The organism is Salinicola endophyticus (assembly GCF_040536835.1).
In the GTDB taxonomy this organism is placed as follows: domain Bacteria; phylum Pseudomonadota; class Gammaproteobacteria; order Pseudomonadales; family Halomonadaceae; genus Salinicola; species Salinicola endophyticus_A.
In genome coordinates this window covers 748,820-763,065 of sequence record NZ_CP159578.1, presented here as the reverse complement: position 1 = coordinate 763,065, position 14,246 = coordinate 748,820, and the positions used below count along the sequence as shown (strand labels likewise).

Below are 14,246 nucleotides of genomic sequence, written 5' to 3'. Positions count from 1 at the left end.
GTAAATAGCCATATGTGAATTGCCATGCGTGAAAGGTGATACCCGCGACGCAAACGGGCCCGCCGAAGCGGGCCCGTGGCTGCGTCACAGGTAGAGAGTGTCGGACGCCGCAGACTCAGAGACCGGCGGCGGCGCGCAGCGCCTCGGCGCGGTCGGTCTTCTCCCACGGGAAGGCGGTGAAGGTCTCGGTCTGGCGCTCACCGTTGACGTCGGTCCAGGTGTAGCTGGTCTCGAACGGCTCGCGCCCGAAGTGGCCATAGGCCGCGGTGAGGCGATACATCGGATGCAGAAGGTCGAGCATGCGAGTGATCGCATAAGGGCGCAGATCGAAGTGCTCGCGCACCAGCTCGATGATCTTGGCCTCGGCGATCTTGCCGGTACCGAAGGTGTTGATCGACACCGAGGTCGGCTCGGCCACGCCGATGGCGTAGGAGACCTGGATCTCGCACTTGTCGGCGAGCCCCGCGGCGACCACGTTCTTGGCCACGTAGCGTCCGGCGTAGGCGGCGCTGCGGTCGACCTTGGAGGGGTCCTTGCCGGAGAAGGCACCGCCACCGTGACGCGCCATGCCGCCATAGGTATCGACGATGATCTTGCGCCCGGTCAGGCCGCAGTCGCCCACCGGGCCGCCGATCACGAACTTGCCGGTGGGATTGATATGGAAGCGGGTGCCGGCGTGGATCCAGGCGGCGGGGAGCACGTCGCGGATGATCAGCTCCTCCACCGCCTTGCGCAGCTCCTCCTGGGAGATCTCCGGGTCGTGCTGGGTCGAGAGCACCACCGCATCGACACCGTTGGGCTTGCCGTCATCACCATAGGTGAAGGTGATCTGGCTCTTGGCGTCCGGGCGCAGCCAGCCCAGGGTGCCGTTCTTGCGCAGCTCGGCCTGACGCTCCACCAGTCGGTGCGAATAGTGGATCGGCGCCGGCATGTAGGAGTCGGTCTCATTGGTGGCGTAGCCGAACATCAGCCCCTGGTCGCCGGCACCCTGATCCTCCGGCTTGCTGCGGTCGACGCCCTGGGCGATGTCCACGCTCTGCTTGCCGATCAGGTTGATCACGCCGCAGGTCTCGCCGTCGAAGCCGACATCGGAGGAGGTGTACCCGATATCCAGGATCACCCGCCGCACCAACTCTTCCAGGTCGACCCAGGCGGTGGTGGAGATTTCGCCGGCGACGATCGCCACGCCGGTCTTGACCAGCGTCTCGCAGGCCACGCGCGCCTGCTTGTCACGGGCGATGATGGCATCGAGCACCGCGTCCGAGATCTGATCGGCGATCTTGTCGGGGTGGCCTTCGGAGACAGATTCGGAAGTAAATAGAGAGTATTCGCTCATGGCGTACAGTGATCCCTTCGTTCTCGGGTTGCGGCTCGCGGGCAAGGCCGCCTGACAACACAGCGGCGCCGTCGCTCGAATGAACGGATGGAAACGACGCACGGCATCCCCGCCCCGGACGCGCCGGGAGAGGGATCGAATGTTTGCACACAGAATAGCGACGCCCCGGGGATAAGCCAAGCGCGCGCCGCGGGGCGGTCATGGCACCGGCGCTACGCGCCGCCATCACGGTCGTGGCCGGCGCCGTGCACTTGGGCTACCAGTGCGCGGATGCCGCGCTCCGGGTCATCGCGCTGCCAGGCGTTACGCCCGAAGATCACCCCGCGGGCACCACCCTCGAGCGCCTGGTCAGTGAAGCGCGCCAGCGCCGCGTCGTCGCCCATCGCCGCCCCGCCCAGGATCAGCACGGGTACCGGGCAGCTCGCCGCGAGCAGGCGCATGTCGGCGATCTCGCCGGTGAACTGCGCCTTGACCAGATCAGCCCCCAGCTCGGCAGCGATCCGCGCCACCCGGGCGATCCGCTCGGGGTCGAGACGGCCGCCCTCGCGCTCGCCCCACACCACCGCCTCGACGATCAGCGGCAGTCCCAGCGCCTCGCAGCGGCGCGCGGTCTGCGCCACCCGGGCCAGATTGTCGGCCTCCCGCGCCGGGTCGGCGTAGCCCGAGATCAGGCACATCACCACCGCATCGGCACCCAGCGCCTGGGCCTCCTCAGGGGTCGCGAGCAGGCGCTGGTGCTCCTCGCCGGCGAGGGTGAAGTCGCCCACGCAGGGGTAGTCGATGCGCACCACCGCCGCCGGCGCCTCGCGGCAGGCGAACAGCGCCGCATTCTGCTTGAGCAGGCCCGGCGACAGCAGCACCGCATCGGGGCCGGCCGCCGTGATCGCCGCACACACGCCGTGCGCATCCCGGGCGTGATCCACCGGCCCCGCCAGCAGGGTGCGATCGAAGGCGACCATGCAGCTGCGCCCGCTGGCGCGGCGGAACAGGCGGCCACAGCGGAGCTGGGCCGCGCTGGGCGTTGCGTTCATCGCGCTTCTCCTCTTTCTGCACCCGCACCCGTCTCCGTCTGCGATACGGAATCCGCAGACTCGGCGGCATCAAATGGGCCCAGATCCACGCCGTGATGCTCGCTGGCGATGGCGTGGGCCCGAGCGATCTCGGCCTCCCGCGCTGCCGCCGACCAGCCCAGCGCCGTGCCGCAGTGTGTCGCCACCTCCGCCACCACCGCGGCCGTCAGCCGCGCCGAAAGCGCGATGGGCAGGCGCCGGAACAGCACGTCGCCGAGCCGTTCGACACGCTCGAAGCGGCATACGAAGTCGATCTCTCCCGCCCGATAGTCGGGCAGCGAGGCCAGCGGCTGCTGGCCCTCGGCGATGGCCTCACAGTGCGCCGCCACCGCTTCGCCACGGCTGCCGTAGCGCTCGAGCAACGTGATCGCGCGGCGCCGGTCGCCGCCGCAGGCCGCCGCCACCCGGCCCAGCCAGAGATCGCGGGCGGCCTCGTCCTGGGGATAGCCGTGGCCGCCACCGATCGCCAGTTGCTCGGTGCTCAGGTCGCGCCGGCGTCCTAGCCGTGCCAGCACGTCGTCGGCCACCTCGGCGGCAAAGCCGCGGAAGGTGGTCCACTTGCCGCCCACCAGCGAGAGCAGCGGCACCTCGCCGAGGCGATCCTCGCGCACGGCGTGATCGCGGCTGATCTGGCCGGGGTCGTCGGCGTCGCTGCGCGGCAGCGGGCGGACACCGCTATAGCGGTAGCGTACCCGCTCGGCGCCGATATCCAGATCCGGAAACAGATAGCGCACCGCCTCCAGCATGTAGTCGCGCTCGTCGTCGTCGCATACCGCCTGATCGGGGTCGTCGCAGCGGATATCGGTCGCCCCCACCAGCACGTGCTGCATGAACGGATAGATCAGGCAGATCCGCCCGTCGGGGGTGCCGAAGTAGATCATGCGGCCATCGAGCTGACGCCGGATCTCGGGCACATCGACGATCAGATGGCCGCCCTTGGTGCCACCGATATAGGCCGTCTCGCGCCCCAGCAGCCGGTTGATCTCATCGATCCAGGCGCCGCCGGCGTTGATCACGATGCGCGGGCGCACTTCGAAGGCCTCACCCTCGGCATCGCTGAAGCGCAGGGTGGCACCCTCGGTACCGCCCTGCCCCGACTGCTGGCCGGCCACGGGATCGAGGGTCTCGGAGTCCAGAGTCACGGAGTCCAGGGTCGTGTAGTTGAGCGCCAGCGCCCCGCGGTGGGCGCGGCAGCCGTCGTCGATCAGCTCGAAGCCGAGCCGCTCGGCCTGGGTGATCGCCGCGTCGTAGTAGGTGTGCAGCGCCTTGACGTCGTTACGCACGTCCGGCAACGACTCGCGCACCCGACGCCCGAAGAGCACCGAGTGGCGCGGCATGCTGCGAAAGTGACGACCGAAGAAGTCATAGAGGGTGAGCCCCACCTCGCTGATCAGCACGCCGCGGTCGTCGATCTTGGCCGGGCGGCGGAGGAAGCGCTTGAGCGAGGGCCAGATGCCACCGAACCAACTGTGGGTCGGCATCGCCGTGCGCAGCGGGTGGACCACGTGGGGGGCGTTGCGCAGCAGCAGGTTGCGCTCGCGGGTCGACTGCGCCACCAGCCGGAACTCGCCGGTCTCCAGATACTTGAGCCCGCCGTGGATCAGCCGTGACGGCGCGGCGCTGGCGCCGGCGCAGAAGTCCTGCTTGTCGACGATCAGCACGTCGACGCCCTGCAGCGCCAGATCGCGGAACAGCCCGGCGCCGTTGATGCCGGCGCCGATGATCAGCACCTCGACATTGGGGTCGTTCGCCAGGCGCTCACGTGTGGCCTGGCGCGCATCTGGCGTATCAGCGTGATGGGATGTCATGGGTGCTCTCCCGGGGTGGGCGCAGAGGTAGCGGAAATGGGCGTCGCGCCTTCCGTTGCGTCGGCATGCGTCGCGGCCTGGCTATCGAGCATGCCCCATAGCGGGCGCAGACACTCGACCAGACGCTGATAGCGCTCGAAACGCACCTGGCATGCCTGCTGGCGCTGCGGGTCGGGGCGGTAGCACTGCTGCGGCTCACACAGCGCCGCCGCCGCGGCGATCGAGGGGAATACCCCGGCGCCGACACCGGCACAGATCGCCGCCCCCCAGGCGGCGGCCTCCTGGGTCCGCGCAGTCTCGATCTCGCGACCCAGGATGTCGGCGAACAGTTGCGCCAGACGCGGCGAATGGCTGCCGCCGCCGGTGATCCGCGTGCGCCGGATGGCAAAGCGCGAGGCCAGCGCATCCACGTGCACGCGATGGTTGCAGACCACGCCTTCGAGGATCGCGCGCAGCACATGGCCACGCTGGTGCCAGCCCTGCAGCCCGAACAGCCCGGCGCTGGCCGGCTCCGCATAAGGGGAGCCGTACAGGAAAGGGTGATAGACCAGCCGCGAGTCGCTGGCGAAGGCCTCTTCCAGGGCCTCCTCCATATCGGCCAGGAAGGCCGCGGTGCCACCATCGCCGGGGCGCCCCCACTGGCGATGGAACCACTCGAGATTGCTCGACGACGCCGGCGAGATCGCCATGTTGAGCCACTGCCCCGGCCGCAGACCGTTGCGCGTGGCCCAGCGCGCATCGGGGCGCGGCACGTCGGAGAACACCTCGTTGATACTGAAGGTGCCGGCGGCGATGGTCAGGCTGTCGCTGTCGACGTTGCCCAGCCCCAGCGCGCTGGCGGTGACATCGTGCAGACCGGCGGCCACCGGGGTGCCGGCGATCAGGCCGGTCTCGCGTGCCGCCGCCGCAGTGACCTGGCCTACGATCTCCTCCGGCATGCGAATCGGCGGCAGCGCCTCGGCGACCGGCTCGATACCGAGCAGAGCCAGCCCCTCGCGGCTGTAGCGCTGGGTGTGCACGTCGGTATAGCCGCTGCTCGCCTCGGTGAAATCGGTGGCGATCTCGCCGCACAGCTTGAACCGCAGCCAGTCCTTGCAGGTCAGCACGTGGCCGAGGGCAGCGAAACGCTCGGGCTGCTCGGTACGCATCCACGCCAGCAGCGCCACCGGCGAGAACGCGAACGGCACCTGGCCGAGACGCGCCAGCGCCTGCTCGTGCACGCCTGCGTGGCACCAGCGCTCGACCACCCCGGCGGCACGGCTGTCGAGCGAGGTGATGCCCTTGCCCAGCGCCTCGCCGTGGCGGTCGACGGGGTAGAGACCATCGCCGTGGGCGGTCACGCCGACAGCGAGAATCTCGCTGGCGCTCACCCCGGCCTGCGCCAGCGCGTCACGGATGGCCCCGGCCGCGCCGGCCCAGACCGTCTCCATGTCGCGCTCGACCCAGTGCGCCTGGGGATGTTCCAGCGGTGAGGATTGCCGCCCCACGCCCACCACGTCACCGGCGAGCTCGAAGATCACCGCCTTGGTCGCGCTCGACCCGCCGTCGAGCCCCATCAGATAGCCTTGCGCCACATCTGCCTCCTGCCCCATAGAGACGCGCTGAGCACCGGCCGACGATCGACCGACTCCGGCATTTCTAACATCGAACTGTGAAAATGCCGCCTTAGACGATGGTGTTAGCGCTTACGAGATAGACAAATAAGAATTTTATTTTCATATGCTTGAAAAACACCACCAGCCTGAGAAGCAGAGGCTAGACCAAAGTCATGGCACCCAAAATCACGCCAGAATGTTATGAATGGAAGTAGATTTTCGGGATCGACTTGCATGAAAGACTTCCAGGGCCCCTGCCCGCTCATTCACTCGGGAGAGCCGCATGCCAAGCCCCGCCCCTAGTACTGACGCGCGCAGCACCGCCCCGCTGCCCGACACCATGCACGCCGTGGTCTGCCACGGCCCGGGGGACTACCGGCTCGAGCAGGTGGCCACGCCACGACCGGGGCCACGGGAGCTGATCCTCAAGATTCACGCCTGCGGTATCTGCGGCAGCGACCTCAAGTGCCGCGACGGCGCCGCCATGTACTGGGGCGACGGCGAGCGTTTCGCCGCCTTCGTCAAGCCGCCGATGATCGTCGGTCACGAATTCGCCGGCGAGGTCGTGGCCCTCGGTGAGGGTGCCGCCGAACACTTCGGCGGCGTGACCCTGGGCCAGCGCGTGGTACCGGAGCAGATCATCCCCTGTCGCCAGTGCTTCTATTGCCAGCGCGGCCACTACTGGATGTGCGAGGTGCACCATATCTTCGGCTTCCAGGGCGGCGTCGCCGACGGCGGCATGGCCGAATACCTGCGCGTACCCGAGAATGCCGTGCTGCACCCGGTCGACCCGCGGCTGTCGGTGGAGGATGCCGCCTTTCTGGAACCCCTTGCCTGCGGCATCCATGCGGTGAACCGCGCCGAGATCCAGTTCGACGATACCGTAGTGATCGCCGGCGGCGGTCCGATCGGCCTGGCCATGGTCCAGCTCGCCCGGCTCAAGACGCCCAAGCGGCTGATCCTGGTCGACACCCACGACGACCGCCTCGAGTTGGCTCGGGAGTACGGCGCCGAGCATCTCTTCAACCCGCATCGCGACGACATCGCCGGCGAGGTGCGCGCCCTCACCAACGGCTACGGCTGCGACGTCTACATCGACGCCACCGGCTCGCCCAGCGGGGTGATCCAGGGGCTGGAGGCGCTGCGCAAGCTGGGGCGCTTCGTCGAGTTCAGCGTGTTCAAGGAGCCGACTCAGGTCGACTGGTCGACCATCGGCGACCGCAAGGAGCTGGACATTCGCGGCTCGCACCTCTCGCCCCACACCTATCCGGTGGCGATCGATCTGCTCGCCCGCGGTCTGGTGACCACCCGCGGCATCGTCACCCATCGGGTGCCGCTCAGCGACTTTGAGCGCGGCTTCGAGATCGCCGCCCGGCGCGATTCGATCAAGGTGGTGCTGACCCAGGATGCCTGACACCCCAAAACGCCAACGGGACGCCACCGCACGCCGCCAGGCGCTGCTCGACTATGTGATCCAGGCCGGCGCCGCACAGGTCGACGAGCTGGCCACCCGCTTCGGCGTCAGCCGCATGACGGTGCACCGCGACCTCGATGCCCTCGTCGCCCAGGGCATGGTCAACAAGCAGCACGGCGGCGTCACCACCCGCGCCTCCAGCGTGTTCGAGAGCAACTTCGCCCTGCGCGCCCAGCTCGCCGCCGGTGAGAAGCGCGCCCTGGCCCGCGCCGCGCTGCAGGAGATCGCCGCCGGCGAGGCGCTGATCCTCGACGACTCCACCACCTGCGCCGCGCTCGCCGCGCTACTGCCGGAGCGCGCACCGCTGACCGTGATCACCAACGGTCTGGCGAGCATCGAGCGGCTCAAGGCGACCAGCGATATCCGCCTGATCACCCTGGGCGGCGACTACCAGCCGCGCTTCAACGCCACCTTCGGCCTGCTCTGCGAGCAGACGCTGGCCAGCCTGCGCGCCAATGTGGCGGTGCTCTCCGCCTCGGCGATCCTCGGCACCACCGCCTACGTGCAGGACCCGGCGGTGACCCAGATCAAGCGCGCCCAGATGGCCGCCGCCGAGCGCCGCATCCTGCTGGTGCACAGCGCCAAGTTCGGCCACAGCGCGCTGCATCGGCTGGCCGATCTCAGCGAATTCGACCTGGTGCTGATCGACGCAGGTCTGGCAGCGCCACAGCGCGAGGCGCTGGACGAAGCGGGTATTCGCTATCGCCTGGTTCGACACTAGCCCTCCCCCCAGCCTATCGAGTCGCAATCAGACATCCATTCCCTAGCCAGCCTTTCATGCGCCAACGCCAACGAACTCGCCGCGGGGGATACCCGCGGCGAGAAGCGGCCACGACTGGCGGCCAGGCCGCCGGATAGTTACTGCTTGATAGTTACTGCTCGAGCACGAAGGGCGAGACGTACTTGTCGACGTTGTCCGGGGTGATCAGGATGCAGTCGAACAGGTGCTTTTCCCCTTTCAAGCCGGTGCTGCCGGTCTGGATGTACTTGTCGGCCATCTGCACCGCGGCCCGGGAGAAGATCGCCACCGGCTGCAGCACGGTATAGGCCAGCTCGCCGGACTTGATCGCATCCACCGCATCGGGGGAGCCGTCGAAACCACCGACCACGACGTCCTTCAGCTTGCCCGCCTCCTTGAGCGCGGCGATCGCGCCGAGGGCCATCTCGTCGTTGCCGCTGATCACCCCCTGAATGTCGGGATGCGCCTGCAGCAGGCTCTGCATCTTGTTGTAGCCCTGGGTGCGATCCCAGTTGGCGACGTCTTCACCCACCTTTTGCAGGTCCGGATACTGGCTCAGCACGGTGCGGTAGCCGTTGGAGCGAGTCGCGGCGTTGTTGTCCGAGGGGGCACCCTTGAGCTCGACGTACTTGGCCGAATCGCCCACCGCCTGGACCCACTGCTGGGCGCCAACTGCCGCCCCCTGGGCGTTGTTGGAGACCAGCTGCGCCTTGGCCAGACCCTGCTGGTTGATCTCGGCGTTGACCAGAAATACCGGGATGCCGGCGTCGACCGCCTTGCGCACCGCGCCCACCGAGCCGTCGGCATTGGCCGGGTCGAGAATGATCGCCTTGGCCTTGTTGGTGATCGCGGTATCGATCTGGCGGCTCTCGGTGTTGGTATCGCCCTTGTGGGCGCTGACGTTGGCCGAGTAACCGAGCTCCTCGGCGGTCTGCTGAGCGATCTTGCCCTCGGTCAGCCAGTAGGGGTTGGAGGGATCGTTGACGATGATCGAGATCAGCCCTTTGTCCTGCGCCAGTGCGCTACCGGCGAGCAGCGGCGCACTCAGGGCGAGGGCTGCGATCAGCAGGCGTTTTCCTGTCTTGAGCATGATGGTCACCCTTCTTTTGCGGTTGTCTGGCGTTGTACGAGTCGTTGTCTGAGTCAGTGGCGTCGAGGGGTGCGGCTTGGCACCACCTCAATGCTGGGTTGCCGGCTTGGCGGCTGGGCTTTTCCCGTCGCCCGGGGCCTGCCCCGAAGACGCAGCGGGAGAAGAGGGCGTCGCGGACGTCTTGCGCCGTCCGCCGTACTGAATGCTGTTGAGCAGCACCGCCAGCACGATCACCGCGCCGGTGAACACGGTCTGCCAGTAGGAGGAGACCCCGATGATGACCAGGCCGTCGGACAGAAAGCCGATGACGAAGGCCCCCAGCAGCGTGCCGCGCACGCCGCCGCGGCCACCGGTGAGCGCCGCACCGCCGATCACCACCCCGGCGATCGCGGTCAGCTCGTAGGTGGTGCCCGCGGTGGGGCCAGCGGAGGTGAGCTGCGATGACAGCACCAGCCCGGCGATTGCCGCGCAGATGCCCGAGAGCACATAGACCGAGACCTGGACGCGCTTGACCGGCACACCGGAGAGCTCCGCGGCGCGGGCATTGCCGCCGGTGGAGTAGACCCAGCGTCCGAACGGCGTGCGCGCCAGCGCCAGCAGGGTGACCACCGCCACGATCGCCAGCACCCAGACCCCCACCGGCACCCCGAACAGGCGATTGAAACCGAGCCAGTCGAAGCCGGTGTTGCCGAGTGCCGGATCACCGCCGAGGTTGTTGTAGGTCAGGCCGTCGGTCATCAGCAGGGCGACCCCGCGGGCGACGTAGAGCAGGCCCAGGGTGGCGACGAACGCCGGCACCTTGAAGTAGGCGATCAGCACGCCGTTGATGGCGCCGATGAAGGCCCCCACCGCGCAGGTCAGAATCACCACCACCCACACCGGCGGATACAGCGTGACGCCGAACGCATCCAGCGTCACACCCTGCATCAGAAAGCCCGCGACCACCCCGCACAGGCCCAGGGTCGACCCCACCGAGAGGTCGATACCGCCGGTCAGGATCACCAACAGCATGCCGATGGAGAGCAGCCCGAAGATCGCCACGTGGGACGACATGGTCAGGAAATTGCCGGTCGAGAAGTAGACCGGCGACAGCAGCGAGAAGATCACGATGATCGCGATCAGGGCGAAGAAGGCGCGCCCTTCGAGCAGCATGCGCCCCAGATCGAAGCCTCCGCCCTGACGCCGCGCTGTGTGACTGTGATTGGACATAAACGACTCCCTCATGAAATCCACAACGTCTGTCGGCGCGACCCGGCGCGTGACGTGCCCGGGCGGCCCTCGAGCGGTCATTCGTTCAGGCGACCACCGACTCCCCGGAGGCGGCCATGATCTGCTCCTTGGAAACATCGGCGCCGAACTCGGCGGCGATGCGTCCCCGGCTCATCACCACGATGCGGTGGGCGATACTCAGGCACTCGCCGACTTCGGAAGTGGAGAAGATCACCGCCAGCCCCTGCCGGGCCGCGCCCTCGGCCAGCAGCTTGAACACCTCGGCCTTGGCCCCGATATCGATGCCGCGGCTGGGCTCGTCGAGCAGCACCACCCTGGGATGGGTCGCCAGCATCTTGCCGATCACCACCTTCTGCTGGTTGCCGCCGGAGAGCGAACCGATGTCGGCGCGCGGGCCATCGGTCTTGATGTGCACGCTGGCAATCGACTCGTCGATGACCCCACGCTCGCGGCTACCGGAGGTCAGAAGCCCCTTGGTGAACGCCTTGATGCTCGCCAGCGACAGGTTCTCGCCCACCGACATGGTCTGCACCAGGCCGTCGCGCTGGCGATCCTCGGGGACCAGCACCAGGCCGTTGTCGATGCGCTCGGCGATACTCAGGCGGGAGACATCGACGCCCTCCAGCAGCACTCGCCCGTCGCTCAGCGGCACGCGCCCGGCGATGCACTCCAGAAGCTCGGTGCGCCCCGCGCCCATCAGCCCGTAGATGCAGACGATCTCGCCGGCGCGCACCATCAGCGACAAGCGGTCGACCACCGAGCGCTCGGGCACGTTGACGTCGGCCACACTGACCTCCTCTATCGCCAGCGCCACCTCGCCGATGGTGTGCCCGGTGGGCGGCGAGCCGAGGTCGAAGTTGTCGCCCACCATGTTGCGCACGATCCACTCCAGGTCGATGTCGGCCCGCTTGGCGTAGGCGGTCATCACCCCGTCGCGCAGCACCACGGCGTGATCGGTGATGGTCAGCGCCTCTTCCAGATGGTGGGAGATATAGACGATCGACACGCCGCGACTCTTGAGATCGCGAATGACCCGGAACAGCACCTCGACCTCGGAGGCCGAGAGCGCCGAGGTCGGCTCATCCATGATCAGGATGCGTGAATTGACCGACAGCGCGCGGGCGATCTCGACGATCTGCTGCTGGCCGAGACGCAGATCCTCCACTGGCGTCAGCGGATCGATCGGCTCGTCCAGCGCCTCCATCAGCGCCCGCGTCTGACGCGCCTCCTCGGCGAAGTCGATCCCCGTCGGGCCCTTGATCTCGCGGCCCATGAAGATGTTGTCGCGCACGCTCAGATTGGGCGCCAGGCTAAGCTCCTGGTGGATGATCGAGATACCCAGCCGGGTGGCATCGGTGGTCGAGGCGAAGCGCACCGGCTCGCCGTCGAGCACGATCTCGCCGGAGGTCGGCTGGATCACCCCGGAGAGCACCTTCATCAGGGTCGACTTGCCCGCCCCGTTCTCGCCGAACAGGGTGGTCACCTGGCCGCGGAAGACATCGAAATTGACCGTCTTCAGCGCCTGCACGCTGCCGAAGGACTTGGCCACGTTGCGGGCCGAGAGCACCACTTCGTCGTCGCGCCGGGCGTCGCCGGTGGCAGCCGCGGGGGCCGGCGCGGTGCTGTCCAGGTGACTCATTCGACGTCCATCCTCACCGGCGTCACCAGCCAGTTCTTGGGGTTGATCAGCTTGAACACGCCGGTCACCGTCACCGTCTTGCCACTCAGGTCGGCGGTGTCGATATCCGCCAGCACGGCGGCCTTCATGGCATCGTTGATCGAGGCACCGGCGTTCTGGTACTCGATCTGGTTGGTGAACTCGCCGAAGCTGATCTCGCCGGTGGCGTCGCGCAGGTCGGTGCCGTTGATCGCCGGGCCGGTCTGCACGCGAATGGTGATCGCCGCCGGCACACCCTCGACCGCCACCGTATAGATGCCCGAGCGCGCCTCGCCCACCACGCCGGTGAAGGTCACCGGCACCACCGGGCCGAAGCTGTCGCCGACGCCGTACTTCTGCCCCGCGGCGCTGGCATCCGCGAGCACCGCGGTGGCAAGCTCGGCGGCCGGCACCGCGCGCTGCTCCACGCTCTTCTGGATTGCCGGGAAATGCTCGCTACCGTAGGTGGCGGCGGAGAAGCCGCCGGCCAGCTCCGCCTCGTGGCCGATCTCCACCACCGTGGTATCCCACGCCATGGCGGCGATGACCGCCACCACCACGGCCCCCAGGATCACCCGCCGGCGTGTCTTGCCAGACCTGCGCGGCCGGGCTGCAACGGTTGCACTCATGACCAGAGCCCTCCTGTCAGGCGCTTTGCACCGCCGCCCGCCGAACCGGTGGGCGGCGGCTCAGGTTCAAGGGATCAGCACGATCTTCAGCGACTTGGCCCCGCTCTTCATCAGCTCGAAGCCCTCTTCGTACTTCTCCAGAGGCAGCTTGTGAGTGACCACGCCTTCGGTGGGGAAGTCACCGTTACGGATGCCCTCGATCACCAGCGGATAGCAGTAAGGGCCCAGGTGGGAGCCGAGCACATCGAGCTCCTTGCGGTCGGAGATGATGCTCCAGTCGACGCTGACCGGGTCCTTGAACACGCTGAACTCGACGAAGCGCCCCAGCTTGCGGATCATCGATAGCCCCTGCTCCACCGACTTGGGATGCCCGGTCGCCTCGATGTAGACGTCGCAGCCGTAGCCGCCGGTCATCTCCTTGATGATCGAGACCACGTCGTCGCGCTTGGGGTTGAGGGTGAGATCGGCACCGAACCGCTTGGCCAGCTCCAGACGCTCGTCGAACAGATCGAGCACGATCAACTTCTCGGCACCGGCCTTCTTGGCCGCCCCGACCATGCCCAGCCCCAGGGTGCCGGCACCCGAGAGCACCACCACGTCGCCCAGCTCGATCCGGGCGCGCTGCACCGCATGCAGCGAGCAGGCGTAGGGCTCGATGAGGATCGCCTTCTCCAGCGGCAGCTCCTCGGGCACGTGGTAGTTGATCGCCTCCTTGGTGAACTTCATGTACTCGGCCATGCCGCCGTTGACATTGTTCTGGAAGCCGTAGAGGTCGTGCTTCTCGCACATCCAGTACTGGCCGCGGTTGCAGAAGCGGCAGTTCCAGCACGGCACGATCTGCTCCGAGATCACCCGGTCGCCGGGCTGGTAGCCCTCGACCTGGGCACCCACCTTGACCACCCGGCCGATGAACTCGTGGCCCGGGATCATCGGCGCCTTGATATAGGCGGGCTGGGTCTCGTCGCCCCAGAAGCTCGGCGCCCCGTCGTAGGACTTGATGTCACCGGCGCAGATGCCGCACCCCTCGACCTTGACCAGAATCTCCTTGTCATCGATCTCGGGTACCGGCACCTCTTCATAGCGGTAGTCACCGGGGGCGTAGGCCACCACGGCTTTCATGGTCTTGGGAATCTCGCTGGCGGCCGTCTGCTGCGGGGAGGTGGTGGTGGATTCGGACATGATCGCCTCCGGGGCTTAAACACATGATCAATATTCGGTCATATGTTTTTAGCGCAATCGACGAAACCACATCAACGCGGAAGGCCACCATAAAGCCTAAGACTTTAGGCAAATACCACATAAGATACTGTTTTTTATAAATTTAAAATAGGAAGACCGAACCGAACGAGACTAAAGTTGCAACCTGCATCTCAGGGTCTTTCGCCACTCTGAACCGCGCTTTTTGCCTGAACAGAGCGACATCATACGATCATATGTTCATATCGACTCTCAAATGCTCACCGCACCAGAAAGCGAAAGCGCCCGGACCGCATACTCCAGACACGCAACCAGAGTACATCGCACCCACCCACCCCCACACAACGAGAGCCCCACAACGAGAGCGCCCGCGACTCAGGAAGAGTCGCGGGCGCTGGATCATCGCGGATACAGAGGCAAG

At 67.2% G+C, this 14,246-nt stretch carries 11 protein-coding genes; 2 read left to right on the top strand and 9 right to left on the bottom strand.

From position 1 onward, the window contains the following. Positions 1-115: 115 nt before the first annotated feature. From metK to ABV408_RS03635, 4 genes are all read right to left on the bottom strand, one after another. The gene (metK, locus tag ABV408_RS03650; protein WP_353981115.1) at positions 116-1,336 is read right to left on the bottom strand and encodes a methionine adenosyltransferase; all 1,221 of its coding nucleotides are present in this window, start codon (positions 1,334-1,336) and stop codon (positions 116-118) included. Between the two features lie 212 nt (positions 1,337-1,548). Then, a complete protein-coding gene (locus ABV408_RS03645) occupies positions 1,549-2,367 on the bottom strand; it encodes a hypothetical protein (RefSeq protein WP_353981114.1) in 819 nt (272 codons plus the stop codon). Beyond that, complete coding sequence (locus tag ABV408_RS03640) at positions 2,364-4,214, bottom strand: glycerol-3-phosphate dehydrogenase/oxidase (protein ID WP_353981113.1); 1,851 nt, start codon at positions 4,212-4,214, stop codon at positions 2,364-2,366. Before ABV408_RS03640 ends, ABV408_RS03645 begins: the two co-directional genes overlap by 4 nt. After that, a complete protein-coding gene (locus ABV408_RS03635; protein ID WP_353981112.1) occupies positions 4,211-5,788 on the bottom strand; it encodes an FGGY-family carbohydrate kinase in 1,578 nt (525 codons plus the stop codon). Before ABV408_RS03635 ends, ABV408_RS03640 begins: the two co-directional genes overlap by 4 nt. 304 nt (positions 5,789-6,092) lie before the next feature. Between ABV408_RS03635 and ABV408_RS03630 the strand changes: the two genes are divergently transcribed. Next, on the top strand, positions 6,093-7,223 hold the full coding sequence (locus ABV408_RS03630; RefSeq protein WP_353981111.1) for a zinc-binding dehydrogenase: 1,131 nt from the start codon (positions 6,093-6,095) through the stop codon (positions 7,221-7,223). Further along, on the top strand, positions 7,216-8,004 hold the full coding sequence (locus tag ABV408_RS03625) for a DeoR/GlpR family DNA-binding transcription regulator (protein ID WP_353981110.1): 789 nt from the start codon (positions 7,216-7,218) through the stop codon (positions 8,002-8,004). The genes ABV408_RS03630 and ABV408_RS03625 overlap by 8 nt, the downstream gene beginning before the upstream one ends. Before the next feature lie 151 nt (positions 8,005-8,155). On the opposite strand, the gene ABV408_RS03620 is transcribed toward ABV408_RS03625, so the two are convergent. The 5 genes from ABV408_RS03620 to ABV408_RS03600 form a co-directional block, all read right to left on the bottom strand. Further along, complete coding sequence (locus ABV408_RS03620; protein ID WP_353981109.1) at positions 8,156-9,112, bottom strand: D-ribose ABC transporter substrate-binding protein; 957 nt, start codon at positions 9,110-9,112, stop codon at positions 8,156-8,158. Positions 9,113-9,199: 87 nt separating this feature from the next. Further along, a complete protein-coding gene (locus tag ABV408_RS03615) occupies positions 9,200-10,321 on the bottom strand; it encodes an ABC transporter permease (RefSeq protein WP_353981108.1) in 1,122 nt (373 codons plus the stop codon). Between the two features lie 85 nt (positions 10,322-10,406). Next, the gene (locus ABV408_RS03610) at positions 10,407-11,981 is read right to left on the bottom strand and encodes a sugar ABC transporter ATP-binding protein (RefSeq protein WP_353981107.1); all 1,575 of its coding nucleotides are present in this window, start codon (positions 11,979-11,981) and stop codon (positions 10,407-10,409) included. Continuing rightward, complete coding sequence (locus ABV408_RS03605) at positions 11,978-12,628, bottom strand: DUF2291 domain-containing protein (RefSeq protein WP_353981106.1); 651 nt, start codon at positions 12,626-12,628, stop codon at positions 11,978-11,980. The genes ABV408_RS03610 and ABV408_RS03605 overlap by 4 nt, the downstream gene beginning before the upstream one ends. Positions 12,629-12,694: 66 nt before the next feature. Then, the gene (locus ABV408_RS03600; protein WP_353981105.1) at positions 12,695-13,807 is read right to left on the bottom strand and encodes a zinc-binding dehydrogenase; all 1,113 of its coding nucleotides are present in this window, start codon (positions 13,805-13,807) and stop codon (positions 12,695-12,697) included. Positions 13,808-14,246 lie beyond the last annotated feature (439 nt).